24 protein-coding genes are annotated in these 25745 nt (G+C 41.3%); 9 read left to right on the plus strand and 15 right to left on the minus strand.

Annotated elements, in window-relative coordinates:
- The first annotated feature begins 106 nt into the window (after positions 1-106).
- Positions 107-952, plus strand: coding sequence for a DUF2306 domain-containing protein (locus AN214_RS08385; protein WP_054979317.1), 846 nt, complete (start codon positions 107-109; stop codon positions 950-952).
- 149 nt (positions 953-1101) lie between these two features.
- Here AN214_RS08385 and AN214_RS08390 read toward each other — a convergent pair whose 3' ends face one another.
- A complete protein-coding gene (locus tag AN214_RS08390; RefSeq protein ID WP_054979318.1) occupies positions 1102-2025 on the minus strand; it encodes an FHA domain-containing protein in 924 nt (307 codons plus the stop codon).
- Positions 2026-2123: 98 nt separating this feature from the next.
- On the opposite strand from AN214_RS08390, the gene AN214_RS08395 reads away from it, so the two are divergent.
- The gene (locus tag AN214_RS08395) at positions 2124-4754 is read left to right on the plus strand and encodes a serine/threonine-protein kinase (protein ID WP_054979319.1); all 2631 of its coding nucleotides are present in this window, start codon (positions 2124-2126) and stop codon (positions 4752-4754) included.
- Between the two features lie 35 nt (positions 4755-4789).
- On the opposite strand, the gene AN214_RS08400 is transcribed toward AN214_RS08395, so the two are convergent.
- The 8 genes from AN214_RS08400 to AN214_RS08430 form a co-directional block, all read right to left on the minus strand.
- Positions 4790-5248, minus strand: a complete 459-nt coding sequence (locus AN214_RS08400) for a hypothetical protein (RefSeq protein ID WP_054979320.1) — start codon at positions 5246-5248, stop codon at positions 4790-4792.
- Positions 5249-5337: 89 nt separating this feature from the next.
- Positions 5338-5499 (minus strand): hypothetical protein, encoded by a 162-nt coding sequence (locus AN214_RS22665; RefSeq protein WP_161805670.1) that lies wholly within the window; start codon positions 5497-5499, stop codon positions 5338-5340.
- Positions 5500-5507: 8 nt separating this feature from the next.
- Positions 5508-5960, minus strand: a complete 453-nt coding sequence (bcsD, locus tag AN214_RS08405; RefSeq protein WP_010559468.1) for a cellulose biosynthesis protein BcsD — start codon at positions 5958-5960, stop codon at positions 5508-5510.
- A gap of 166 nt (positions 5961-6126) precedes the next feature.
- Positions 6127-7320 carry an AGE family epimerase/isomerase gene (locus tag AN214_RS08410; RefSeq protein WP_054979321.1) on the minus strand — a complete coding sequence of 398 codons (1194 nt, stop codon included), beginning with the start codon at positions 7318-7320 and terminating at the stop codon, positions 6127-6129.
- 9 nt (positions 7321-7329) lie between these two features.
- Positions 7330-8322 carry a carbohydrate kinase gene (locus tag AN214_RS08415; RefSeq protein WP_054979322.1) on the minus strand — a complete coding sequence of 331 codons (993 nt, stop codon included), beginning with the start codon at positions 8320-8322 and terminating at the stop codon, positions 7330-7332.
- Positions 8319-9527 carry a sugar MFS transporter gene (locus tag AN214_RS08420; RefSeq protein ID WP_054979323.1) on the minus strand — a complete coding sequence of 403 codons (1209 nt, stop codon included), beginning with the start codon at positions 9525-9527 and terminating at the stop codon, positions 8319-8321. Before AN214_RS08420 ends, AN214_RS08415 begins: the two co-directional genes overlap by 4 nt.
- Positions 9527-12052, minus strand: coding sequence for a GH92 family glycosyl hydrolase (locus AN214_RS08425; protein ID WP_054979324.1), 2526 nt, complete (start codon positions 12050-12052; stop codon positions 9527-9529). The genes AN214_RS08420 and AN214_RS08425 overlap by 1 nt, the downstream gene beginning before the upstream one ends.
- A 20-nt stretch (positions 12053-12072) precedes the next feature.
- Positions 12073-14475 carry a GH92 family glycosyl hydrolase gene (locus AN214_RS08430; protein ID WP_152960743.1) on the minus strand — a complete coding sequence of 801 codons (2403 nt, stop codon included), beginning with the start codon at positions 14473-14475 and terminating at the stop codon, positions 12073-12075.
- A gap of 115 nt (positions 14476-14590) precedes the next feature.
- On the opposite strand from AN214_RS08430, the gene AN214_RS08435 reads away from it, so the two are divergent.
- Positions 14591-15622, plus strand: coding sequence for a LacI family DNA-binding transcriptional regulator (locus AN214_RS08435; RefSeq protein WP_054979325.1), 1032 nt, complete (start codon positions 14591-14593; stop codon positions 15620-15622).
- Positions 15623-15676: 54 nt separating this feature from the next.
- Here the strand turns inward: AN214_RS08435 and AN214_RS08440 are convergent, their stop codons facing one another.
- Positions 15677-17191, minus strand: coding sequence for a serine hydrolase (locus AN214_RS08440; RefSeq protein ID WP_054979326.1), 1515 nt, complete (start codon positions 17189-17191; stop codon positions 15677-15679).
- Between the two features lie 158 nt (positions 17192-17349).
- Between AN214_RS08440 and AN214_RS08445 the strand changes: the two genes are divergently transcribed.
- Positions 17350-17790: a MerC domain-containing protein gene (locus AN214_RS08445; RefSeq protein ID WP_235576725.1), complete on the plus strand. Its 441-nt coding sequence runs from the start codon at positions 17350-17352 to the stop codon at positions 17788-17790.
- A gap of 79 nt (positions 17791-17869) precedes the next feature.
- Here the strand turns inward: AN214_RS08445 and AN214_RS08450 are convergent, their stop codons facing one another.
- A complete protein-coding gene (locus tag AN214_RS08450; RefSeq protein ID WP_054979327.1) occupies positions 17870-19042 on the minus strand; it encodes an MFS transporter in 1173 nt (390 codons plus the stop codon).
- Positions 19043-19162: 120 nt separating this feature from the next.
- Here AN214_RS08450 and AN214_RS08455 point away from each other — a divergent pair, with 120 nt between their 5' ends.
- Entirely contained in the window at positions 19163-19960 is a 798-nt protein-coding gene (locus tag AN214_RS08455) for a helix-turn-helix domain-containing protein (protein WP_054979328.1), read from the plus strand.
- A 22-nt stretch (positions 19961-19982) separates the two neighbouring features.
- Here AN214_RS08455 and AN214_RS08460 read toward each other — a convergent pair whose 3' ends face one another.
- Positions 19983-20726 (minus strand): ABC transporter substrate-binding protein, encoded by a 744-nt coding sequence (locus AN214_RS08460; protein ID WP_054979329.1) that lies wholly within the window; start codon positions 20724-20726, stop codon positions 19983-19985.
- 178 nt (positions 20727-20904) lie between these two features.
- Here AN214_RS08460 and AN214_RS08465 point away from each other — a divergent pair, with 178 nt between their 5' ends.
- The 4 genes from AN214_RS08465 (at position 20905) to AN214_RS08480 (ending at position 24291) form a co-directional block, all read left to right on the plus strand.
- Positions 20905-21594 (plus strand): hypothetical protein, encoded by a 690-nt coding sequence (locus AN214_RS08465; protein WP_054979330.1) that lies wholly within the window; start codon positions 20905-20907, stop codon positions 21592-21594.
- Positions 21595-21789: 195 nt separating this feature from the next.
- Positions 21790-22527 (plus strand): hypothetical protein, encoded by a 738-nt coding sequence (locus AN214_RS08470; protein ID WP_054979331.1) that lies wholly within the window; start codon positions 21790-21792, stop codon positions 22525-22527.
- 16 nt (positions 22528-22543) lie between these two features.
- Entirely contained in the window at positions 22544-23542 is a 999-nt protein-coding gene (locus AN214_RS08475) for a sensor histidine kinase (protein ID WP_054979332.1), read from the plus strand.
- 5 nt (positions 23543-23547) lie between these two features.
- Complete coding sequence (locus tag AN214_RS08480; RefSeq protein ID WP_054979333.1) at positions 23548-24291, plus strand: LytTR family DNA-binding domain-containing protein; 744 nt, start codon at positions 23548-23550, stop codon at positions 24289-24291.
- 165 nt (positions 24292-24456) lie between these two features.
- Here the strand turns inward: AN214_RS08480 and AN214_RS08485 are convergent, their stop codons facing one another.
- The 3 genes from AN214_RS08485 to AN214_RS08495 form a co-directional block, all read right to left on the minus strand.
- The gene (locus tag AN214_RS08485) at positions 24457-24705 is read right to left on the minus strand and encodes a 5-carboxymethyl-2-hydroxymuconate Delta-isomerase (RefSeq protein ID WP_235576726.1); all 249 of its coding nucleotides are present in this window, start codon (positions 24703-24705) and stop codon (positions 24457-24459) included.
- Between the two features lie 66 nt (positions 24706-24771).
- Positions 24772-25209, minus strand: a complete 438-nt coding sequence (locus AN214_RS08490; protein ID WP_054979334.1) for a hypothetical protein — start codon at positions 25207-25209, stop codon at positions 24772-24774.
- Positions 25210-25278: 69 nt separating this feature from the next.
- Positions 25279-25563, minus strand: a complete 285-nt coding sequence (locus AN214_RS08495; protein ID WP_054979335.1) for a DUF6881 domain-containing protein — start codon at positions 25561-25563, stop codon at positions 25279-25281.
- Positions 25564-25745: the final 182 nt, after the last annotated feature.

A 25745-nucleotide genomic window follows, 5' to 3' on the forward strand; every position in this document is an offset into this window, starting at 1 on the left:
ACTTTTTCGTATTTTTTGTATGCCGAATTTCAAACTCGGCGCGAAATTAAATATTTGATATGCCAATTTATTAACTAAATCAATAAATTAAAAATTAGGGGAAGTTATGCAAAGTTTACTAGCAGATGGTGTGAAAAACGGCTTTTCACCACAACTAATCTTAGATAAAAGCGTTAAAACCTGGTTTGTTACCGCTCTTTTTGGGCAGTGGATGTTCGCGTTATACATTCTTATTTTATATGTCATGCCCACAATCGCTGGTAACAGCGAGGTGACACATAATTTGCTACCAGGTCAAGGGGTGCAAGATAAACGCGTGTTTGATGGCGTGATGTTTTTTTCTCATGTGGTACCAGCAATTATCTTGGCATTGTGTGGTATTTCACAGTTGGTACCAACAATTAGAAACACCTATCCGCGTTTTCACCGGATCAATGGTCGCATCTTCTTTATTTTGGGTATTAGTGGTGCGGTAACCGGTTTATACCTTACTTGGGTGACAGGCATGCGCTTTAGCGATATTGGTTCAATGGGCATTACGCTAAACGGTATTCTAATTCCTATTTTTATCTATTTTGCGTGGCGTACCGCGTGTAAAAAACAATTTAACTTGCATCAGCGTTTTGCTGTGCACAGCTTTTTGTTGGTAAATGGGGTTTGGACGTTCCGTTTGTACCTAATGGGCTGGTTTGTGGTAAATCAGGGACCGCTTGGTAATTCACGTAATCTTGATGGGCCTGCGGATATCGCAATGTCTTTTGCTTGTTACGTGTTGCCTATGCTCATTGCAGAACTCGTATTTTGGGCAAAACGTACAAATAACCTTGCAGTAAAATGGCTGGTTGCGTTTGTGTCGGTGTTTGGCGCAGCGATTACATTAATTGGGGTAGGGGCGGCAACGATGATGATGTGGCTGCCACGCATTGACAAGGTTTTTAACGCGCTTTTTTAACAGCCACGGTAGTGAGTAGTGTTAACACGCTCCGCGTAGCATCCATAATAAGCGAAAAGTAAATTTCAGACACAAAAAAGCGCAACCAAGGGGCGATTCATTAGTTGCGCTTGCTCACATTGAGCAGTGCGAGGGCACGTTAAACGGTTTTAAGCTACTTTGCTTTGTGCAATATTAATGGTGTTACACTGCAAGCGAATTTCGCCGCGGCGTCTAGCAATAATATCAACGTCTAAATTTAGTTTTTTCGCCGCGGTATGCAGCTGCTTTCTAAAACGATAAAACTGCGTGTTGATATGGGTTTCTTCCATGCGTGTTTGGCGCATTAACAGGCTTTTATCAAGCCAACCCGCTTCGCTGTCGGGTACGTTGTTTTGCTTGTCTTCCACGTATTTACGCGCCAGTAATAACACCAAGTAGTGGTGCGTTCTGTCTTCTAAATCAATTAATTGACCGTCAATATTTACAAGCACACCAACGTGCTCTTCGTTTTGGCTTACTGTAAAGTTCACATCTACGGTGTGCTCGGCGGTCTGTTCGCATTCTTGTGTCGCGTCAATATCGCTTGGCGCAATTAAAATGTATTGATTGCCTTGGTAACGTACTAAATCGCCGTTATGAATGGCTTTAACATTACCTTCTTGCTCAAGTAACCATTGGCCAGAGAGCGTTTGGCTGATCATTTGTTCTTGGTCATCGCAATTAAGCATGTTTACGTGGTGGTTAAGGGCAAAGTCACTCACACTCTCATTGGTGCTTTTTAAAAATGGGCATGGCAGATCTAAACTCGAAACTTGCCATTTTACGCTTTCGCTATCGCCAAACTGCACAACATCATTTATTTTTAAGTCGTGTTTGATGTTTTTAGCAACGCGTTTGCCATTAATGTAAGTGCCGTTGGCACTGATGTCTTGTAAGAACCAACTACCTTGTTGCCATTCAATTAAACAGTGGCTACGTGAAACCGCAGTTTCTCTAATTAAGGTGTGTGCTGTTTCTGGGTGACGGCCAATAATGTGGTGGTCTCGCAGCTGAATTGTTTGCTCTGTAACCGAATTTGTAAATGTACCCATTTTTCCCTCATATCAACGCTTGGTATTGGAATCTTTTGCCGTTATTATGTGGTGTAACTTTGCTTAATTACAATCAACAATAATAAAAGCTTTGCACTATGAGTAAATTATGCCATCACTGTGGCAACGCGTTAGATGTTTCAACCGCTACTTGCACTCGTTGTAACCAAACTAACACGGGCGGTGATTTAGAAATAACACAAGTTATTACACCCGCAAGTGATGTGGTAAAAGAAGCTGCTATTGTCACCCAGCGAAACCTCAGTGACTTTGAAGTTTTAGGCACGGTTTCAGGTGGCTTTGCCACAATTTTAAAAGCTAAAGATCCTGTGTTGGATCGTATTGTCGCCCTCAAACTTGTACCAAACAGCGACCAGCAAAGCGACTTAGTGCAAGAAGCCAAACTCGCCAGTAAATTAAGCCACCCCAATATTGTTACCATTCATGAAATTATTCAAAACGATGAACAACTTGCCATCGTGATGGAATGGGTTGACGGCGACAGCCTAAAAGCAAAACTCGTCACAGAGATACCATTAAAAGAAAAAGCCCATATTGCGCTGCAGCTGTGTAATGCCATCGACTACGCCCATAAAAACGCTATTCTGCACTGTGATATCAAGCCTGATAACATTATGTTTGATATACATAACCAGCTTAAAGTACTCGACTTTGGTTTATCTCATGTACTAGGTGGTGAATCACAAGCAGCCACAATCGGTTCGCCTGCTTATTTAGCCCCTGAACTGTATTTAGGGCAAAACGCTAGTAAAGAAAGCGATTTGTTTGCCCTTGGCGCCGTGTTATTTGAGTTATTTTCGGGTGAAAAAGCCTTTGATGGAAAATCACTTGAAGTGATAAAAGCACACATTACAACAGGTGAAGCCAAAAATTTAGCTGATAAAGACACACAATTACCCGAAGCGTTAGTCACCCTTATGCAAAACTTGCTGGTGGTTGAACCATCAGAAAGGCCGCCACTTTCAGATGTAATCGATGCATTTACCGATTTAAACCAAGCCTTAGTGCAAAAACCAAACTGGTGGCAGCGACGTGCACCGTGGCAAAAAGTGACTATATCGGCGATGTTATTAGGTGTGATGGCAGTACTTTTACAGCCTATTTTATTTCCGCCTAGCAATCAGCAGATACTCGAAAAGCGCATCAGTGAAAATAAACGCATTGCGGTATTGCCATTACAAAATATTAATGACGACCCGCAAGTACAGCTGTTTAGCCAAGGCTTAGCGGTAACGTTAAGCACCGAGCTTGGCAAGGTGGGTCGAGAAAAAACCAATAGCTGGGTTATTCCAAGCGCCGAAGTAGCCAAACTTAAAAATTTAACCGTTAACGATGTACATACTCGTTATGGTGCCGATTTAGTATTAACGGGCAGTATTCAGCATTTAGGCTCTCAGCGTTTAATCAATTTAGAATTAATAGACGGCGCATCTAGTGTATCGCTTAATCAGCAGCAATTTAAGGTGAATGTTAAAGATTTATTTGCCTCAAACCAAGCGGTGTTTGACAAAGCCATTAGCATGCTAAATTGGCCCAAAAGTGAGATGGCAAGAAAGGGTACCGAGTTTGATGGTGCGTATAAACATTATATTGCAGCAGTTGGGTATTCGTTTCGGTTTGACGTTGGCGAGAACATTGATTCAGCGATTGAACAATTTGAAACGGCGATTACCTTAGATAATTATTATGAGGCTGCATATATTGGGTTAGCAGAGACCTATTTAAGTAAGTATCAATTGACAAAAGACTCGATTTGGCTCGACAAGGTAAATACCACCGTTATGCGAATGGAAACGTTTGCAAGTGAGAATATTCAACGTTATTTCCGAGCAGTTATTGCAATTCGTCGTGGTGAAGCACAAGAAGCGGTGAAAGAACTTACTGCTGCGATTAGCATCGAGCCAGAGGATGAACGTTTGCATTTTGAATTAGCGCGAGCTTACCAGCAATTAAATAGCAAAGAATTGGCTGAAAAAAGTTACTTGGAAGGCCTGAGAATTACTCCTAATTATTGGCGAGGAATTGGTAGACTAGGTGGTTTTTATTTTCGCACTGGGCAGTTTGAAAAAGCCGCTCGAGCATATTCTAATTTGAAGGAAATCACGCCACATAATTTTGCAGCCTATTTAGGTTTGTCTGCAAGTTATTATAATTTAGGAGAGATTAATAAAGCATTGGCGGCCTCTATAAAAGCTAATGAAATTAAACCCAGTCATACGGGGTTTTCAAATATCGGTGCATTACAATTTCATTTAAAACATTACCAAGACTCAATTAATTCATACAAAGAAGCGTTGAAACTTTCACCTACACATTTCGTCATTTGGGGAAATTTAGCAGATTCTTACTGGGTCTTAAATAGCGACAAAGCAGATAGCACTTATCAAAAAGCGGCAGAGTATGCTGAAAAAAAATTAGCAACGAATAAACAGGACAGCAGTGCACGGTTTCATTTAGCGTATTATTTGGCGAAACTAAATAGAGTAGAGGAATCTCTCACAATTTTAGAGTCTTTGTCTGATAAGGAAGATAATTTAGAGTTCTATCTAGCTGCACTGAGTTATGATGCAATTGGCGATATTGAGAGGGCGCTTAAAAGCATAAAAATTGCGTTGGAAAAAGGATACTCAAAGAGTGAGGTAAAATCTTCCCCTCTTTGGAACCATATTGATTCCGATGTACGATTTAAAAAAATGGTAGCAGAGTAGTGGTTGTTCAAACCACTACTCGATATTATACCTACTTAAAGATCGACGACTTCGATAGTCGGATCCCACCCAATCGTGTATTCTTGTTTATCAGTCGGGTTTTGTGCAACCAACATCATAGTTACATCAAGCGTACCTGAACTTAATTGTTGATAGCTAGTAACATTACTGTTTACGCCTAACTTTACAGGTTTCAATGCACTGTCATGAAACCAATCTAGAAATGTGTTTGTTGCTTCATTTCCTGTCGCTAAATCAAAAACTTTGAAATCGAAAATGCTACTGTCACCTTTTAGGGTAATAATTGGTGGTAAAGATGGTTTCGCTGGCTCTGTAATCGTAATCATTTTCTTAGGATCATGCTCAGTGTCGTAAGAAATAAACTTATCACCGACTAATGCAAAGTAATTTTTACAATATACTACTTTCTGGTCGATGTTTTGAAAAATACCGGCGAAGTCAACGATGATTTTAACCGTAGGATTATTATCCATTTTGTTAATTCCTATTTTATTTTTGAGGAGAATTTTAGTTATATTTTATAACGCTTTTTATTATCGGCAACTGTCTGACATTATTTACTTTATTTGTATTTAAAAATCAGATCAGAAGGCACCACAACTTTATGTCGTTTAAACATTTCTGCGAGTGTTTCATCTTGTTTTGGCATGTGTTTAGAATGCATTTGCTTTTTTGCAAAAGTGACATGAATAACATTGTTACAAGCAGGATATTGAGTCGTCATAGTCTTTCCTAAATGACGTGGTAGCTTAAACGCACTGCAATGTCATCAATGTTTTCGGCATTCACTTTCTTAATAATGCCTTGGTATGGTGCGCTGGCGTTTTTTAGCCACTCGGAATAAAGCCCTGTTAAAAACGCGTCACCGTATTCTTGGTGTTCGGGTTTTAAAATAGCACAGAGCGGTGAAATGTAATGTTCAATTACTAAGCCATTGTCTTTTTCAAAAATATTGCAGTGACCCCAGCGACGTTCAAACCAAAACTGGTTTATGCGTTCATTGAGTTCAACTAATGTTAGCTCGGGGTGAATGTCTAACGAGCGGCTGGCATGTTTGCCCATTTTAGTTAAAAACGAAACTCGCTCTTGTGCGGGATAAGATGCTTCTAAGGTATCGAATAACGAACTTACAAAAAATTGCCACTGCCCTGAAATATTTTGTTTTACTAATGATTTTAAATGCATAGCGTATTGCAAAGTAACCTACTCACAGACATAAATCTTATGCATTCAAGAATAGGATAAGGTGGGTAGTGGGTGTATCACGTGTTATTACACGTAAAATCACGATTGACTAGACGTAAAAAAGCCAAGCACAATGCTTGGCTTTGAGGCACATTGGGGGAATGTGTCAATTGGTTGGAAACGGGTTGGTGGTATATTCCAATACATCAAAACACGCGCCTAGCGTATGATAGTCGCACTTTGCTCCCGCTTCGCTTTTTTTAGCACTGTATTTTTGATTGTTCTCTTTTAATACCCGATACCATGCACCATGGTCATGATCGACAAAATACTGCCAGCAATACTGCCAAAGGGCGTTGTAATGGGTTAAGTAAGCATTGTTTTGTGTCGCATCAAAAAGTAATGCAGCGGCTGCAAAACTTTCGGCTTGCACCCAAAAGTATTTGTCGCTGTCGCAGGTGATGTAATGTGTATCAAAGCCATACACTAAACCGCCATGGGTGTTATCCCATGCGTTAGCAAAAGCAACATCAAACAAGTGCTGCGCTTTTTCAACAAACTTTGGTTTTGCTTCAAAAAAATTAATTTGAAGTAATAACTTAGCCCATTCTGTTTGGTGGCCGGGTTGAAAACCCCATGGGCGATACAAGTTTTTAGCATCGTCTTTATTGTAATCAAAATCAGGCAAAAGGGCTGGCGTAAAATGCTCATATACCAAGCCTAAGCTCTGTTCAGATAGTTCAAAACAAAAACGCTCGGCAAGGTGTTGTGCTCGTTTTAAATAACGGCGTTCATTAGTTGCACTGTAGGCACTAATAAGCGCTTCGCAAATATGCATATTGGCATTTTGGCCGCGGTATTCACATAGCTCACCGTTGGCATAAATGGTGTCGGCGTAAATGCCTTCATTGGCTTGCCAAAAACGTGATTCGAGTAGCTCAAAGGTTTCATCAATTTTTCGATCGGATGAAATTACGCCTGCTTTGTAACAATGGGCGTAGCACAGTAACACAAAGGCATAGCCATAGGCTTGCTGAGTCATATCTTGTGGCTGGTTATCGTCAAGCGTCCACGCGTATTGCTTCGTTTTTGCAATCCAATGATGCGCTTCAATATAATCAAGACCATGCTTTGCAAGGGTTAAATATTCGTTGTTTTTAAAATGCTTAGCGGCGCGGCAAAAGTTAATCACCATACGTGTACTGCTCACAAGTTGGCGAAAGCCAGCTTTAAATAATGAGCCATCGTCTAAATAGTTTTGGTAGTAGCCGCCAAGGTCGTTATCGACACATCGGTCGGTATAAAAGTTAACAATCGACTGACTGTGATGTGTTAAAAAATCAGCGTTATAAAAGTTCACGTGCGTTCTCTAAAAAAATGCGCCGGTGAGGGCGCTAAATTGCTGGTTAAAAAGGGTGTTTACCTCATTTAATGAGGGCAGTGCAGGAAAAGCGCCTTGGCGACTCACGGCAAGGGCACCTGCGCAACTGGCAAAAGCAACGGCACTTTTAAGCGCGTTTTCATTATCAGTGAGTTCACTTAACGAAATACGATCACTCAATAGATACAAAATTGCGCCAATAAACCCATCGCCGCCCGCGGTGGTATCAACCACCTTTGCTTTAGCAGGGCTAATACTGCCTCGGCAATGTTTGGTTATGTATTCAATGTCGTCACCGCCACCCGTGATAAGTAACAGCTCGCAATTGCCGTTAAAGCACTTGTTGATATAGTCTTCAGCTTCATTTTGATAAAGCAGTTCGAACTCTTCTCGGGCAAATTTCACCACATGCGCTTTTTTTACAAACTCATTAATAAGCGGGATATTAAGTGCTGAATTTTGCCATAAATTAGCGCGTAAATTCACATCAAAACAAATGGTTAAATTGTTTTCGTTGGCGTGTTCAAGTACCGCTTGTGTAGTGTCTATGGCACTTTTTTCAGTGAGTGTATTACTGCAAAAGTGCATTAACGAAGCGTGTGTAAACCACTGTGATTTAATGTCATCTGGGCGAAGTTTTAAGTCAGCACTGCCTTTTCGCATAAAGGTAAAACTGCGTTCACCGTGCGCATCTAAATGCACAAACGCAAGTGGCGTAGGAGCACTTTTGTGTATAAGCGTGCAGTCAGTATTAACACCGTAATGGCGAAGACTATTAATTAAAAAATGGCCAAACTGATCATTACCGACTTGACCAACAAAATGTGATTTACCACCCAGTTTGGCAAGGGCGACAGCGGCATTCGCTGGTGCACCACCCGGAAACTGACGGTAATCCGATAAATTTACGCCTTCTTGGTTGTGTTGATTAATTTGTAAAAAATCAATCAAGGCTTCGCCGTAACAGATCACTTTGCTCATGCGGGTAACTCCTTTTGAGCACTAACCCGGTGCTGGCTAATGGCAAAAAACACAATATACACGTACGCCAACACAGGCACTAAAAAGCTAAGCTGTACTGAAAATGCATCGGCAACAACTGCTTGGATTAACGGGAACACAGCACCACCCACAATGGCTTGGCACAGTAGCCCCGAACCTTTTGCAGTAAGCTGCCCTAAACCACGAATCGCTAAACTAAAGATGGTTGGGAACATAATCGAGTTAAAAAAGCCAACAGCGAGTACGCTCCACATCGCGATTTTGCCGCTGCTAAATACCGTAACGATTAACAACACAACTGCCATAATGGCATTAAAGGCGAGTACATAGCTGGGTGAGAACTGTCGCATTAACGCAGAACCTATAAAGCGGCCAATCATCGCGCCACCCCAATAATAGGCCACCATATGGCCTGCTTGTGCGGTGGTTAAGCCACCAATGTCAGGGGATTCAAAGTAGTTTACTAAAAAGCCGCCAATTGATACTTCAGCACCCACATATAAAAAGATGCCAAGTGCGCCTAAAACAAGGTGTTTATGTTGCCAAATCGACTCTTTTGTTTGGCTATCACTTTGCTGTTCAAAATCAAGCTTAGGTAACTTAATAAACTTAAAAGAGCAGGCAATGGTAATCGCAGCTAAGGCGATTAAAAAATAGGGCAGTTGCACTTGCTCGGCACCTGCATTTTGCGATGTTGCTGACAAAATAAAGTAAGTACCAAACAATGGCCCTGCGGTATGACCTAGGGAGTTAATCGCCTGTGCGAGGTTTAAGCGACTTGCAGCGTGTTTTTCTTCCCCTAAACAGTTTACATAAGGGTTAGCTGAGACTTGCAGCATGGTAATACCGCCTGCAAGTACAAACAACGCTGCTAAAAAGAGTGCATATTCTTTAATGCTGGCGGCAGGAATAAACAGCAAGCAGCCAAGGGCAAGGGTAGATAAGCCAATAAATACACCATTACGATAGCCAAATTTGGAAACCATGCGGCCAGCCAGTGGCGATACTAAAAAGTAAGCGCCAAAAAAACAAAACTGCACCAGCATGGCTTGGGTATAGCTAAGTGAAAACTCTGCTTTTAAAAAGGGGATTAAAATATCATTCAGCGCGGTGATAAAACCCCAAATAAAAAACAAAGTGGTCATGGCGTAAAACGCCATGGTTTGATTAATTTGCTTGGCCATTAGGGTTTATCTCCAACAAGCTTAGTTGCAACTATTGATGATGTTGAAAACGACGGCGGGCGGTGTGCTTGTGCTTGGCCAAACGTCTTGTTTGGTGTTGTGCTCAGGGTAAATTCAAGGTGTTGTGGCGCGTTGACATGGTTTTCGTTAATCCAGCTTTGCATTGATGGCTTACCATTTACCTTGAGTGATTTAATGTAAATGTGATCTGCGCTTGCGTTTGGTGCGCTAGCGGTAATATTACCAATCTTTGCTTTTTCAAACGCTGGGCTTGAAAGCACCATATCAGCGCGACCTGGATAAAACGGGTACATGCCAAGGGCTGAGAACACATACCATGACGACATTTGCCCTAAATCATCTTGCCCCGGAATGCCAGATACCGTGTTATGCCAAAGTTGATTCATGGTTTCGCGCACAGTTTGCTGCGTTTTATAGGCTTTACCGGTATATAAATACATCCATGGAGTCGCAATTGATGGCTGATTTGATACATCGGCATATTCGGCTGAATCGCGATACAGCACCCAGCTACCATCGGGCTTTCGGAAATGACTATCTAAACGGGATGCCATCACCTCATCGCCACCCAGCAACTCGTTTAGGCCTTGGCCGTCAAACGGTAGCATCCATAAATACTGCGCTGGGCTGCCTTCAACAAACAAGTGGCCGCTAAATGGGTCGAATTTTTCTTTCCAGCTACCCTCTTGATTGCGTCCTTGAATATAACCTAATTGCTCTGTGGCTTTAGGGTTATAAAGGTTTTTCCAGTAGCTTGAACGTTCAAGCAGCGTTTGGCTGTGTTTAGTTTTGCCAAGACGCGCTGCCAGTTGTGAAAGTGCAAAATCAGCAGATACTTGCTCTAGCGTTTCGCTGGCACCTTCCCATGAATTAGATTGATCCGATAAGTAATTGAGACTTAACCATTCATCAAGTGATGGCTTTTGACCGCGACAAAATACTGGGCACCCGACATTTGATAAATCATATTCGGTTGGCTCTGTGGCTGCTTTATAAAGCGATTGATAAGCACCTGCGACATCAAATGTATCAGCTCCAAAGGCTTTAAAGTTGGCAATCGCAATAGTTGATGGGTCGCCACTCATTACCCCTGTTGGGCCATTGTTGTGCGTCCATCTATCCCAAATGCCGTTAAACTGATTGGCTTGATTAAACAGCGATTGGGCAATATCACTTGCCACATCGGGATGCGTTAAGCTAATTAACTGCAACTGTGAGCGATAGACATCCCAGCCGGAAAAATTAGCATATTGCGCCGTTTGGTTAGCGCTCACAGTATGAACTTGTTGGTCAAAACCGCGGTACTCACCGTTTACATCACTAAAGATATTAGGGTGGAATTGGCTGTGAAAGAGCGCCGTATAAAAGGTGGTTAACAAATCGCTATCGTTTGATTTTACTTTTACGCGTCCAAGGGCATCATTCCATGCGGTATAAGCGTTGTCTTTTACTTGTGAAAAGCTTTGACTAGCTTGCTCTTTTTCAAGGTTTTCACGGGCATTTTCAAGGCTTACGTAAGAAATGCCTACACGCATGGTGACAGGCTGGGTAGCGTTTACGTCTAAATCAACCCAAAGGCCAGAGCCTTTGCCCCATTCTGGCACGCCCGTATCGCCATAACCCATACCGCCTTTACTTGAGGTCGCATTAGGCAAAACTGTGTCGTCGACATACGCGCCACTACCGGTAATGGGTGCATCAATTTTGGCAACAAAATGCAGTGTGTAGTAATCGCGGCGGTTGTATTCGCCAAGGTAGCCACAGAAGTTACCACTTGTGACATAACCTGACACTTCGCCTTTGGCGGCATCTACTTTGGTAAACGCATCGCCACTGCCGAGTTGCGAGTAAGCCGTTCTAAAAATCAGTTTTGCCTGCTCTTTTGACGAAAAAGTAAATTCAGCAATACCGGTGCGGTCGGTAGCCGCTAAACGCACATCTATTCCTGAATCGAGCCCTACTTGGTAATAACCTGGAATAGCCGTTTCATCGTCGTGGCTAAAATTAGCGCCATAGTAGGCATTAATTTTATCGCTGGCAGGGGAGTGTTTAATCGCTTGATTAAAAGGTAGTACAGGCACATCACCCGATGCACCTAAACAGCCCGTGCCCGATAAACGGGTAAACGAAAAGCCTTTTAAGCGTGTTGCTTGCCAGTTATAGCCACCGGGCGAAACGGGAATGCGCACATTATCTTCGTTGATACGTTTACTAATGCCTTCACTTTCAGCCATCAGCGCTTCGGTATACGCATGCTCAGGGCCGAAGTTGAACATACCAAAAGGCTTAACTGCGCCAGGTACAACATTTGCTGCTTGGCGATGGTTAAATGGGCCTTTGGTGCCAATAAACGGGTTTACAAATTGTGCGGGGTTTTGCACAAAGTCTGTTTGCGTTGTGGCGTTTTTTTCACTTTTGCTGGTATCAGCTTGATGCGTGCCACAGGCGCTTAGCGCCAGCAGCGGGGTTATTAGCATCAATGAACGAGAGAGAATCTGTTTCATAGTTGTTTCTTATTAAAATTTTAATGCAATGTATTTGGATTTTTCGGATTGCTAAGTGACGGTGGACGCGACGATAACGCATTACCAAAGGTTTTGTTTGGTTTTGCTGACATGGTGAATTCAAGGGTGCCACCTGAGATAATATCGTCGTGCGTAATGTAACTGCGATTTAACGGTTTGCCATTAAGTGATACTTGGCTTACAAATTTGTTATCTGCTGACAGGTTCTTTGCAAGCACAGTAAATTGCTTTTTATTGGCAAGTTTTAAGGTAATTTTTGGCAGTTGTGGTGCACCGAGTGCATAACTTAAATCACCGGGAGCAACAGGGTAAAAACCCATCGCCGAGAAGATATACCATGCCGACATTTGCCCTACGTCGTCATTCCCTGCAAGGCCATCAGGTTTGTCTGATGATAGGGTATCCATAATTTGGCGAATGCGTGCTTGTGTACGCCATGGCTCACCCGCGTAATTGTATAAATAAGCAATATGATGGCTTGGCTCGTTACCATGAGCGTATTGGCCAATTAAACCCGCAATGTCTTCATGCTCTTTGATTTTTTCATAGGCAAGTTCCGTTTCAAAAAGCTCATTAAGACGTGCAATAAACGCTTTGTCGCCACCTTTTAAGTTAATTAAACCGTGCACATCTTGTGGCACATAAAAGCTGTATTGATAGCTGTTACCTTCGGTAAATGCGCCCATGTATTTCGCTTCTTGCGGGTCAAAATCTGGGTTCCAAGAACCATCTTTCATGCGCCCGCGCATAAATTTAACACTTGGGTCGAATACATTTTGATAATACGTTGCACGCTCATAGTACTCAGCTGCAAGTTCATTATCGCCAAGTGCTGTTAAAAATTGGCCAATGGCATAATCGTCGTAAGCGTATTCAAGGGTGATCGAGGTTGATTCGGGCAATACATTAAGTGGCACATAGCCATAGTGTTTGTATTCTGGAATGGCATCATAATGAGGGTGGTTTGCGGTTGCTAAAATCGCTTCTTTGGCAAGGGCAACATCAAAATCACGAATGCCTTTTAGGTAGGCGTCGGCAATAACCGATACCGCATGATAACCAATCATGGTCCAAGTTTCGTGGCCGTGGAATGACCAAATAGGCAGCATTTTGTCATAACTTTGCTGGTAGTGATCAAGCATCGAGGCAATCATGTCTGATACTTTCTCCGGCGCAACATACGTTAAGAGCGGATGAAGTGCACGGTAAGTATCCCAAAGCGAAAACAAGGTGTAATGGGTGTGATCTTTTGCTTGGTGGATTTCACCATCAACACCGCGGTATTGGCCGTTGACGTCTTGATACACACTTGGCGCTTGCAGTGCATGATAAACCGAGGTGAAAAACTGACGTTTTTGTGAAAGCGAGCCGTCAATTTCAAATTTATCGAGCGATTTATGCCAAACATCGTCAGCTTGTTTTACGACTTTATCGAAATCCCAGTGTGGAATTTCACTGTTTAAATTTTCAAGAGCATTGGACTTGCTTACCGCAGAAATACCCACCTTAACCAATAGTGGGTTGCCTTTTAAATTATCAAAATCAGCGACTACTTTAAGGGCTTTGCCTGCAGCTTCTGGAATTTTGTAATTAACAATGGTTGATGGTTTTTTACCGCTACCTTCGCTTAAACAGCCATTACAGCGATAACGGCTGTTATCGAGGTTAATTAGTTCAATGTCTTTAAAAGGCTTAGAAAACTCGATGGCAAAGTACATTTGACGATTATTCGCCCAGCCGTTAGTTGCACGGTACGCTAAAATAGTGCGGTCGTTGATTACGCGCACATCGCTCCAAATTACTTTGTTTTTAAAGTTATAAATACCATGGGTTAAATCGAGTAGTACGCTGCCTTTATCGTGTTCTTTAAAGGTGTATTTATGCATGCCTACACGCGTGGTGGCGGTTAATTCAGCATTTATTTTGTAGTCTTCAAGTAAGACTTGGTAATAGCCAGCTCTCGCACTTTCATTTTCATGGTTAAAGCGCGAGCGGTAACCTAAATCAGGGTTTTTGGCTGTGCCCGCATCTAGTTTTACCTCTCCTGTAATAGGCATCATCAGTAAATCACCTAAATCTGAATGCCCTGTGCCACTAAAATGAGTATGTGAAAAGCCAACAATGGTGGTGTCATCATAGTGATAACCTGCACAGCGTTTATAAATTTCGGGTTGAGGGTCGATACCGCGAAATACCGAATCGGTATCTGGACTTAACTGCATCATGCCAAATGGTACAACGGCTCCTGGAAACGTATGGCCATCACCACCAGTGCCAATAAATGGGTCTACATATTGGGTATTTGCCGATACAACAGGGGTTGTCAGCATCATTGCGCCGCTTGCAAACAGGGATAAAGCGGTTTTTTTTGTACGTTGCCAGTGCTGGCTTATTGTTTTCATTGTGTGCCTCATGCCGAAATAAAACAAAATGGAACGTTCCAATTTTAATTTGAATATACTGATCAGTTTGTTAGAATACAAGCCATAATAACCAAATTTATAGCTGGTAAGCTGAGTGGTAAATCACACCTCTTCATTAAATAAATCACTAAAAGCGTCCCCTCAACAGGATGGAAAATCCGTTACAGTTCATGATGTTGCCCGCGTTGCAGGGGTGTCTAAATCAACTGTATCGTTAGTTTTACGCGGCAGTGAAAAAACAAGTGCGAAAGCAAAAGACAAAGTGCTAAAGGCGATTGAAGAAACCGGTTACGTGTATAACCGAGATGCTGCAGCCATGCGCAGTAAATCATCGGACTTAGTGGCCATAGTCATTAATGATTTAACTAACCCGTATTCTGCTAAATTGGCGGTGGCACTTGAAAAACATGTTCGTCAGTTAGGGCTAATGGCAACGCTAGTTAACACCAGTGAAGATGTAGAAACACAAACGCAAATTGTTGCCAAACTGAAAGAATATCGGGTTAAAGCCTTTATTATTTGTCCTGCACCCAATACTGAAGCACAGTGGCTTGAAGAGTTGCAAACAATGCAAACCCAAGTGGTGAGTATTATGCGTCAAGTAAGCGGTAGCACTATACCTTGTGTAATTCCTGACAATGAAAAGGGGGTTTACACCGCCACCAAAGCACTAATAAAACGCGGCCATAAACAAATTTCGTTTATTGGAGGTGATGATGCGATTTCGGATTATCATCAACGATTATTAGGTTTTAAAAACGCTATTAATGAACACTCAGATGTAAGCTCTTGGGTATTTAATAGTGCGACTAACCGCCAAGGCGGACGATTGGCGATGTCGATGTGTTTAGAAAAAGTGCCAAGCATTGAATCGGTAATGTGTTTTAACGATATTGTGGCATACGGTGTGATGGAATATTTGGCCGAACAAAATATTAAACCCGGAACGGATATTGGCGTTATTGGTTTTGATGATTTAGACGACTCTAAACTAATGAGTGTGCCACTCAGTACTGTAAAAATTGACGCGGACGATATAGCCAAAGCGGTGTGTGAGATCTTAAAAGGTGATGAAACAGTAAACTTAAAACAAGTACCTGTTAGCCTTATTGAGCGTTGCTCTTAAGTGTTAGCGCGTTAAACATCAGCCGAGAGTGTCTCGGCTGATAGTTATTGATCATTAGTCGTTAGTTTTGAGAAGCTTGTTTAGTTGTAACGCATTATGTGAATTTGGCCCCACACTGGCGCTAACAGATTTACGTGTTGCAACGGCTTGCCGACTCACAAAGTAGTCATAGCTTTGCCCTTCATCAGTTGAGACAAAATTAAAAGCTAGTTGTTGCTCATTCAATGTTAAAACAAACATATTAGCAGAGACAGGTGTGAGTGTTTCGCTATAAGTTACCCCTTGTGCGTCAAGCGCTGGCATGGATACCTGTAGCTTGCCCGATATGTTTGTAATGGTTAAATCCAAACCATAAATGGTGTATTCACCAGCAAATTTATCAAATAACTCAGTGTTAACGGCTGGTAATTCAAACGGCTGTGCTTCTGGCAGCACATTGACATGTTTAAGCGCTGCAATCAATGTACCTGATAAATTATCTGACTCACCGCTGCTAAGCACTGAAACTGCTAGGTCATGATCTGGGAATACATAAAACAAGCTGGTGTAAGCATTAGCATTGCCACCGTGTTCAAAATGCCTAATTGGGTACCATTTGTTGTCATACATAAAACCATCGCTGACAAACATGCCATAGCCATAATGAACAGGCAGCGGATTGGGTATTAATACGTGTTTGCCGCTAAGTGTTTGCGAGGATGCCTGTGTAAGCACATTTTCATTACCTTGAAGTAAGAGCTTTGCCAGATTAAGCATTTCTGTTGGCGTTGACCAGGTATTGCCCCCCGCTGGTAATACGACTTCAGAGAAAAGTAATTCCTCGATACTGGTGTGCTTTTTAATTTGATTATTGCCGTCATCAATACTGAGCGCAAAATTGCCATCGGCTTTTACTTCTTCATTTGAAAATGTTGAGCGCGTCATAGCAAGTGGCGTAAATACTTCTTGCTCTACATAACTTGCATAATCAAGCCCACTTTCTAACGCGATCACGGCACCTAAATACGAATAATTAGGGTTAGAGTAGTTGTAGAAAAGTCCAGGTTGGTTAAGCACACCATTATCAATGGTGTATTCATCGCGCATAAACGAAATTAAATCTGAATCTTCACTAATGCCTTCATAGTCATCTTCAAACGCACCCTTGTGAGTCATTAACCATTCAAGCTCAATTGCTTGCCAAAAAGCAGCGTGCTCAGTAGGAAAGTTTATATTTGGTAGGTGATCAACAAGTTTATCGTCTAGCGCTAAACGATTTTGTTCAACAAGTTGAAGTGCGGCAATGCTGGTAAGTACTTTGGTGGTAGAGCCAATTTGAAAAAGGGTGTTTTTATCAGCTTTTTCGGTACTATTTGGCTGCTTATTGCCAACCGCATCAGCAAAAACGACTTCGCCTTTATGATAAATGGCAACTGAAATTGCACCCGCATTATTACTAATACGATCTTGTTCTGCTTGTTGCATTAATGCTGAGGGCGGGGTTATTACAACAGCATCATCTTTTTTTGATGAGCCGCCGCAGCCAGTGACTAATAGTGTAAATGTGATTAAAAATAGCGTGTGTTTCATTCTATATTCCTTGATAAAAAGTAACAGTAAATAGACTATAAAACGCACAGTTTCGGTTTTCTGTAAGTGTTAGTGAGGCTTTGTGAGAAACTGTTGCTTTGTGTAAGTGTGCTTTTGCACTTTTAGGGCAGGATCCATAATCCTTATTGATAACTCAAATGGATATGTTATATTATCTCATTATTTGTGATGAGAATCATTTTGTGCAACAACGTCTAGATAAATTAGCCATTAGTATTTCTTCATTGTGTATCGTGCACTGCTTATTACTGCCAATAGGTATTGTGCTTATCCCTTCAATTGGTTTACAAACGCTTGCTGACGAAGCGTTTCACCAAATGCTGGTTGTTGCAGTGTTATTAACCAGTTGTAGTGCATTATTTATGGGCTGCAGACGACATAAAGCATGGCGTGTTTTGGCTTGGGGGTTGGGCGGTTTATTACTCTTAATTGGTGCGGTGTTATTTGGCCATGACTTTGGTGAACTCTTTGAAAAAGGGTTAACTTTAGTTGGGTCGCTTTTTGTGATTATTGGTCATGTTCAAAATTATCGTTTGTGTAAACAACTTGAATGTAGCCATCAAACGTGTCCCGAATAAACTCTCGCTTTAAAACATGATATACGTGCTAAGTATCTAAAATATTTAAATGCTTAACACGTAGCGATTACAAAAGAAGTTACACCAACGTTGCTTCTTTTCGTGCCAAATGTGGGTTAATAAACTGACTTAATATCAGTGAACAAAACGCTAGTACTGCACCAAAATAAAACACCAGTGAATTATCGTAAAGCCATACTAAACCAAAGCTTGCTGGAATAATTACTGCAGCAATATGGTTGATGGTAAAACTTACGCCAGCTGTTGCGGCAATGTCTTCAGGGCGAGCGATTTTCTGGAAGTAGGTTTTAATGGCAATTGCCATCGCAAAAAAGATATGGTCAATCACATATAACACAGCAGCGCCGGTTGCACTTTCGACAATAGCATAACCAATAAATACAAATATTAGTCCAATATATTCGATTGATAATGCGCGCTGCTCGCCAATCTTACCGATCATTTTGCCAATTTTTGGCGCAATAAATATATTCAGTAGATGGTTAAGCATATAAAGTGCGGAAATTTCAGCAACGCCGTAACCAAATTTTTCAACCATTAAAAAGCCGGCAAACACCATGAAAATTTGACGCCTTGCACCTGAGAAAAAAGTGAGTAAATAGAAGAGGGTATACTCTTTTCTTAAAATCAGTTTTTTGTTTTGTGCAGCGTGTTGCTGAAAGTGTGGGTGTGAGAGCCAAAGCCAAAGAGTTGCAACTAAGCCAATTCCACCAACAAACAAATAAACAAATTGATACGAGGTTGCCATAAAGGTAAACAAGAACCAAATAATGGCAAATGCACACAGTGATGCAATTGATTTGATAGACAGTAACTTACCGAGCTTTTCAGGCGCTTCTTCTTTACTAAACCACTGCAAACTCAGTGATTGATTAATCGTCTCATAGTAATGAAAACCAATCGACATAAGTACTGTGGTTGCGTACAAACCATAAACTGTTGGAAATAGCCCCGTAAGTGCTACACCGATTACTAATAGCGCGAGAGAAATAAGTGCAAAGGTTTGCTCTTTTAATACCAGTAATACAAACACCGCAGTAAAGGCAAGAAACCCCGGTATTTCTCGAAGTGACTGCAACATGCCTATTTTGGCGCCGTTAAAATTAGCGGCTTCAATCGCAAAGTTATTTAACAGTGCATTCCACGTTGAAAAGGTAAATGCCATTACTGCACCGGCAATAGCTAAAAAGCTAAAGGGACTGGCTTTATAAGATTTGATAGCGTTAAGCAAAGTGACGCTCCTGTCGGTTTTGAATAAGAACGCTAAAAGTGTAAAGCAGTAACGCTTTGTCATGTTATCGAATATATGACATTCTATTTATAAAATCAGACAAGATTATAATACACATTAATGAACCAATGGCGCTCAACTCCTTCTCGCTTTAAAAAGAAAATCCTTGGCAGACCAGTGTTGCCAAGAGCCACCAATATGCCGCCGTGGGAGCATGTAAAAACCCATAAACATACGTGGGGACAGCTTGCTTATACCAGTAATGGCGTACTTACGCTTTTTACGCCGGAAGGCAAATTTATTATTCCGCCCCAGCAAGCGCTTTGGCTGCCACCTGGGCTTGAGCATGAAAGTTTTTGTCGCTATGGCGGTAAGTTTCGCAGTGTTTATATTGATGAAAAGTTTACCGAACGGTTAGGCACATCTGCCAAATCAATTGAAGTCGATAGTGTACTCCGTGCGTTTATTTTAGAGATCTGCACGTGGCAAGATGACTATCAATTAGATGATAAAACTCAGCGTTTTATCGATGTGTTTATTGACCGTATTGAACTTGCCAAAGAAACTAACTTTGTGATGCCACTAAGTGAGGATGTACGTTTAATGCCAATTATTAGTGAGCTTTTGGCTAACCCTGGGAATAAACTCACCATTGAACAGTGGGGTGAAAAGGTGGGTGCATCAAGCCGTACGCTCAGTCGTTTGTTCAATAAGCAAATGAATATGGGGTTTTCACAGTGGAAACAAAAGCTTAAAGCATTTAAAGCGGTAGAGTTATTAGAAGCAGGGTATCGTCAGCAAGATATTGCACATCAACTCGGCTTTGAATCGGTGTCGGCATTTAATACCGCATTTAAACATTATTTTGGCATAGCCCCAAATGCCTATGTAAAATCACATCACGTAAATAAAAGCTGACTTAGGGTATGGGTTTTTGTGATTACTTAGCACCGTATTTAGCCAAGATAGCGTCAATTTTACCGCTTTTTTGTAGCACCAAAAACGCGTGTTTTAGTTTGCTAACAAGCGCAGGTGAAACGCTCTGCTTGCTGAACGCAAAATAAACCGCAGCCTTGTTTACAATAAGCGGATGAATTTTCAAGTTTGGCATTGCCGTGCCTTGTTGTTGTTCAAACATGATATTGAGTTTGGCCTCAAGGTATCCTGAAATACGCTGCGATTTTAATAAAATGGCTTTGGTTTGATTATTTGTCACCCAAACAATTTTATCTTTATTCCGTTCAGACTGTGCCAAGGTGTTCATAAAGGCTTCGCCGTAGAACGACCCTGTTTGAATGGCAACGGGGTTATTTAGTGAAAAAAGCTGTGTTACTTGAGTGATTTCTTCACTCATGGGCGGGCTAACAAATACCAAAGTTTCAAAGCGTTGCGGACCAACAAAGTAGGCAAACTGCTCGCGTTCGTCGGTTTTAGTAACCGACATCATCAAATCAATTTCACCATTTTCGAGCAGCTTAAGCGAGCGCGCCCAAGGTAAATCGACAAAATCGAATTCACAGTGTGCTTCATTTAATAATAGCTCGGCTAGTTCAACATCGAGCCCTTGCCAGCGGCCCGTAACTTTCTGTGATTGTGCAGAATATTGCTCAACTCGCACGGTAATGTCACATGAAAACAAATCACATGCAAAAAGAACCAGTGCTAAACAAACATACTTGAGCATAAGGGCGGTCACAACAACTAAACGTAAAGTAATAGCCTACCTTAAGCATGGGTTGCTTTAAATCAAAAATGACTACTTTTTTGCGTTGAATCACAAGAGTGGAAATAATTGTTTGAAGCAAAAGATTACATGTGTAATTATTAGGGTTAAGATTACATTTGTAATTAAAAGGATGTATATGAAATATTTAACGCTCTTATTGTGTTTATTTTTAACTGCGTGTGCCAATACACAATTGCACCTAGTGACAAAGGGCTACTCTAAAAATGAAGTTGCTGCCTTAAAAAGTAGCCTGAGCGAGCAACTCGTAAAGCAAAAAATAGATGTGGTGTTAAGCGATATTCCACTGCCTGCGATGTTTCCTGATGCATCGCTTGCTTTAAACCCAACCTACAATCAGCCAGATGTGATTGCGCTGCTTGATCATTGGCTTTTGGCGAACGGTCATAAAACATCGCGCGAATTTCGTTTTAGCGAAGGCAATCATTATTATTCCAAAGCACATTTAGGGCTTTATCTGCGAAAACCAGGCAGTAAAGAGCAAGTAGACTTACCGCCTTATTTACGCACGCAATATTGTGATGTTGCCGACGGCACACTCGCGCTTAACAAAGGCGGGCAAGCAGTTTTAGAATATGAACTATTAGGCGATGGCAGCGATAAAATCGACACACTTAAGGGCCAATGGTTTTTTGCAGATAATCATCTTACAGTCGATTTTAAAGATTTAAGCCAAACATTTAAGTTGGCAAAGGAAGAAAAACAAACGCATTTAGGCCCGCGCCCTGCTGATGTGTATAAACCCATAAAACAATTATCAAAAAAACATATTCTAAACTGTGAATTCTTGATTATTTATATTAACTAGCACTTTTAAAACTGCTGATTTCCGCTTATAGTGCGGCCGATTTTCGGCTTTTACGAGTGGGAAAATCATTTATTTGATTTTTCCCCCTGTTAATTCGTATTTTCCCCCCACTTGTTGTTTTTGCATTAAAACGCGAAGTTTTTGTGGTTAGTCTAGGCCCTATCAGCTCATAACGACTATCAACGAGATAACAACATGAATAACAACAACGTAGAAAAACAACTGACTGTACAAAAACGCATTAACGCAGCTCTTAGCATTGGCTTAGTGTCACTGGCGGGCTATGTTGGCCTTGCTAAGCCAACGGTAGCTGAATTTGAAGAAATTAGTGTCGAGCGCTTAAACATTGTAGAGAAAAATGGCTATAACCGCATGGTACTCGCTAACTCAGATAAATCGCCAGGTGCCATTAAGCAAGGTAAAGAAGTGTTTAAACACAATTCACCGCGCCCAGGTATGATCTTCTACAACGATGAAGGGACAGAAAACGGTGGCTTTGTGTTTCGCGGCGAAAAGGTAAATGACAAAGTAAATCACGGTTTGCACATGTCATTTGACCGTTACAACCAAGATCAAACTTTAATGATGCAACACATCGAAATGGATGATTACATGATCACCGGCTTAACCGTGATGGATAGACCAGACAGCGCGATGGACTTTGACATGACCAACCGCTTTATGGAAGCGCAAAAAGTGGGCGATACAAAAACCATGAATGAAATTGAAAACTACATGGTTGAGAATAAATTACTCGGTGCACGCCGCGCATTTTACGGCACGTTAAATGGTGATTCTCGCCTGCAATTAAATGATGCGGATGGTAAAAAACGTATTCAAATGGTCGTAACGAAAGACGGTGAAGCCAAACTAGAGTTTTTAGATGCCAATGGAAAGGTTATTATGCGCCTTCCAGAAACCGCCGAACAATAATAATAGGAATAAGCACGTGCCAAAGGCAATTAATTATCTGGTTCTATTTGTTTTTTCATTGTTAATAGTGCTTTACGCAGCACTATTAACAACCTCGAATGGGCAAAGCCTTAATATTCATTTAGATGCGCCGTTTTGGATATTTTTACAGTGCGTAATTGCCCAGTGGCTAACGCTTAAGGTTTATCGCTTTGTAAAACAAGGTAACAGCTCAATAACGGCGCACATTGCTAAAGTGTTTTTTGCCAGTAACTTAGTGTTTAGTACGTTAGTGACTTTGCTTGTTATAGCGCTTGAAACTGCCATTGGCATTCAGCAAGTCGATAGCATGCACATGGTTGCAACACTTGGTATGAATGCCTTGTTACATGCATTAGTAGGCGCTTATTCGCTGGCCTTTGAGTTGGTAACACGACTACAAAGGCAGCAATTAATTTTGGCAAAAAAAGACAAAGCCTTGCTCGATAGCCAAGTAAAAACGCTGCAACAGCATATCGATCCGCATTTTTTATTTAATAACTTAAATGTATTGTCGGCCTTAATTGTGAAAGATCCCGATGAGGCAGAAGAATATTTAGCCCAGTTCAGTGATATTTATCGTTATATTCTTGAACATAAGTCAAAAAATTTAGTGCCACTTAGCCATGAATTGGCGTTTGCTAACCATTATATGGCACTTATCAATACGCGCTTTAATGGTGCTTACACGCTCAATGTGACACAAGGCGAGGGGACAAACACATCAGAAATTATCCCGTGTGCGCTGCAACTTGCCATTGAAAATGTGGTAAAACATAACGCAGCAAGTAGCGATAACCCGCTTGAGATCACCATAGATATTCAAAGCGATTGCATCGTAATTAGAAACCCGCTTCGCTTAAAAGCGTTTAAAGCACACTCGAGCAAAATCGGTTTGACGCATTTAAATGCTCAGTGCCAAGCCATTTTTAACCAATCTATTTTAGTAGATGAAAGCGACGGTCATTTTTCACTTACATTGCCTCTTGGAGTTTAAGTAGCATGAATATTGTCATTATTGAAGACGAACCACTGGCGGCGGAAAAACTGGTTAATTACGTCACGCGCTTTGATGCAAATGCCAATGTGCTAAAAATATGCGACAAGGTTGCCGATGTCATTGCGTTTTTTCAGGCTGAACCTGAAGTTGACCTGATTTTTTCTGATATTGAATTGCTTGATGGCCAAGTATTTAACGCCTTTGAAGAAGTCGATTTACCTTGCCCCGTTATTTTCACGACCTCGTATAACGCATTTTGGACCCAAGCTTTTGATAACCAAGGCATCGCGTATTTATTAAAGCCTTTTACCTATAAGCGTTTTACAAGCGCAATGACAAATTATGAGTCGTTAAAAGCAAATTTAACTCAAACCAAGCAGCTAATTCAAAATCAAAGCACAAAGCGCTATAAATCCCGCTTTTTGCTGAAACACGCCAATGCCGTGAGCATTTTAAATGTAGAAGATGTGGTATGTATTCGCGCCGCGTCGGGCGTACTTTCGGCGTACGATAGTGCGGGTAATCACCATTTGTTATCGGGCAATTCGATGACCGAGCTTGAAGCCGAGCTTAACCCCGAGCACTTTTTCAGACTGAATCGCAGCGATATTGTGAATATTCACTTTGTTACGTCATTTGAAAATTACGGCAAAGAAACGCTGGCGGTAAACGTAAGTCACATTAACGAACCACTGATCACCAGTAAAACACGCACCAGCGAGTTTAAAAAGTGGCTAGCCAGTTAACGGCGCACAGATTGGATTTCACGTATCAGGTGGGTTGTCGTTACAGGTTGAGTTCATTTCACTTTTTAGCCACGCTGTAAACGCAGCAAGTCGTTGATTACTTTTAAGCGCTGTAGGGTAAACAAAATAGCGCTTTACAGCACTTCTCGGTAAATTTAGCAAGCCTCACACAATTACTTTTGCATAGCTAGCGCGGTCAATATCTTGCACTTCAACTGAGATTGAACAATTCGTTAATGAAAGGCTGTGCAAGTTGTTTAATACCGTATTAGATAGCATCGCTTTTTGTTCAACGGTGCGCCCTGAGAGTATTTTAAGTGTTACATGCACAAACTTAAGGTCGACAACGCCAGTTTTGTACTCTGAAAATGAAGTCGCCCTCACTTTGATATCGCTGCCTGTCGGTTCAAACAATTCAGACGCTAACGCCCCTTTATGAACCGCTTCAATTAGTATTTTTCCATTAATGTTATCTGAATCTCAATTACACAATGTGGCATTAGATTCTCCTGTATTTTTTTGTTTCATGGGTTTAAAGGGCTTGTATGTTGCTGAACCTTTAATACATGACGCAATTGGAAAACCATATGTAGTAGTAACATTATGCTTTACTTTGATTTCCACTTCTTTTTCTTTTATCGAGAGTATTTCTATACTTCTACTTTTTAATAAATCAATCAACTCTAGGCAAGTGTTGTATTCTGATTTGCTCGGTAAGTTGTACTCTTTGTCTCTTTTCTCAATAGCTTTAAGAAGTCTTGACTGTTGCGTTGAAGATAACTTTTGATGGTATTTCCCTTCCGAATCTACATATGTGTTACCGCTTACGTGTTTCATTTTGCTAAATTTACTTTCCTCGTTATCAGTACTTGAGCAACCACCTAACATAAATAAAATAACGACAAATATAATTCTCAATCTGAGCCTCCTTGCAATATAACGCTTTTAGCAGGCGCGCTGCTTTTTGGCGTCGCTTGCCTAAACTTGTTAAGAGCTACTTGGCACATACTCCTGCCAAAGCAACTCGAATTTCGTTTTTGATATTGTTTTCCCCCGAAACTCTTGTTGTGAGTTTATTTCTTCTAAGGGCGGCACAACATCAGTACCTAGCCTCGTATTGAGGCTTTCTGTTGATTCGAAAGCATATCCAACTGAGCCATCAGGATAGAACTCCAATTTTCTTTTTTCGTAATCATCCGCTCCAATTTCTGAGACAAGCCTTGTAGGCTCATCTTTGAAATCATGCTTCCATTCTACGTCTATGTATCTCATAGGCTCTTAACGCCTTACTAATGGGCGCATAAATGCTTGGCTAAAATTAGCGACGAAGGAGCACAAGCCAAGCGTTTTGCGTCCTTTTGAGTAACTTGATACTTATTGAACCTTCTCCCCGAAGTTTAGCGAACAGCTAAACTTCAAGGCGACCAAACCAAAAGGAGAAAGCTCAATGAAAT

This window comes from Pseudoalteromonas sp. P1-9 (assembly GCF_001399975.1).
Taxonomy (GTDB): domain Bacteria; phylum Pseudomonadota; class Gammaproteobacteria; order Enterobacterales; family Alteromonadaceae; genus Pseudoalteromonas.

Coding starts and splice junctions, on each gene's coding strand:
- AN214_RS08385 (WP_054979317.1), top strand. CDS start 107: ATGCAAAGTTTACTAGCAGATGGTGTGAAAAACGGCTTTTCACCACAA.
- AN214_RS08390 (WP_054979318.1), bottom strand. CDS start 2,025: ATGGGTACATTTACAAATTCGGTTACAGAGCAAACAATTCAGCTGCGA.
- AN214_RS08395 (WP_054979319.1), top strand. CDS start 2,124: ATGAGTAAATTATGCCATCACTGTGGCAACGCGTTAGATGTTTCAACC.
- AN214_RS08400 (WP_054979320.1), bottom strand. CDS start 5,248: ATGGATAATAATCCTACGGTTAAAATCATCGTTGACTTCGCCGGTATT.
- AN214_RS22665 (WP_161805670.1), bottom strand. CDS start 5,499: ATGACGACTCAATATCCTGCTTGTAACAATGTTATTCATGTCACTTTT.
- bcsD (WP_010559468.1), bottom strand. CDS start 5,960: ATGCATTTAAAATCATTAGTAAAACAAAATATTTCAGGGCAGTGGCAA.
- AN214_RS08415 (WP_054979322.1), bottom strand. CDS start 8,322: ATGAGCAAAGTGATCTGTTACGGCGAAGCCTTGATTGATTTTTTACAA.
- AN214_RS08420 (WP_054979323.1), bottom strand. CDS start 9,527: ATGGCCAAGCAAATTAATCAAACCATGGCGTTTTACGCCATGACCACT.
- AN214_RS08425 (WP_054979324.1), bottom strand. CDS start 12,052: ATGAAACAGATTCTCTCTCGTTCATTGATGCTAATAACCCCGCTGCTG.
- AN214_RS08430 (WP_152960743.1), bottom strand. CDS start 14,475: ATGAAAACAATAAGCCAGCACTGGCAACGTACAAAAAAAACCGCTTTA.
- AN214_RS08440 (WP_054979326.1), bottom strand. CDS start 17,191: ATGAAACACACGCTATTTTTAATCACATTTACACTATTAGTCACTGGC.
- AN214_RS08445 (WP_235576725.1), top strand. CDS start 17,350: ATGGATATGTTATATTATCTCATTATTTGTGATGAGAATCATTTTGTG.
- AN214_RS08455 (WP_054979328.1), top strand. CDS start 19,163: ATGAACCAATGGCGCTCAACTCCTTCTCGCTTTAAAAAGAAAATCCTT.
- AN214_RS08460 (WP_054979329.1), bottom strand. CDS start 20,726: ATGCTCAAGTATGTTTGTTTAGCACTGGTTCTTTTTGCATGTGATTTG.
- AN214_RS08465 (WP_054979330.1), top strand. CDS start 20,905: ATGAAATATTTAACGCTCTTATTGTGTTTATTTTTAACTGCGTGTGCC.
- AN214_RS08470 (WP_054979331.1), top strand. CDS start 21,790: ATGAATAACAACAACGTAGAAAAACAACTGACTGTACAAAAACGCATT.
- AN214_RS08480 (WP_054979333.1), top strand. CDS start 23,548: ATGAATATTGTCATTATTGAAGACGAACCACTGGCGGCGGAAAAACTG.
- AN214_RS08495 (WP_054979335.1), bottom strand. CDS start 25,563: ATGAGATACATAGACGTAGAATGGAAGCATGATTTCAAAGATGAGCCT.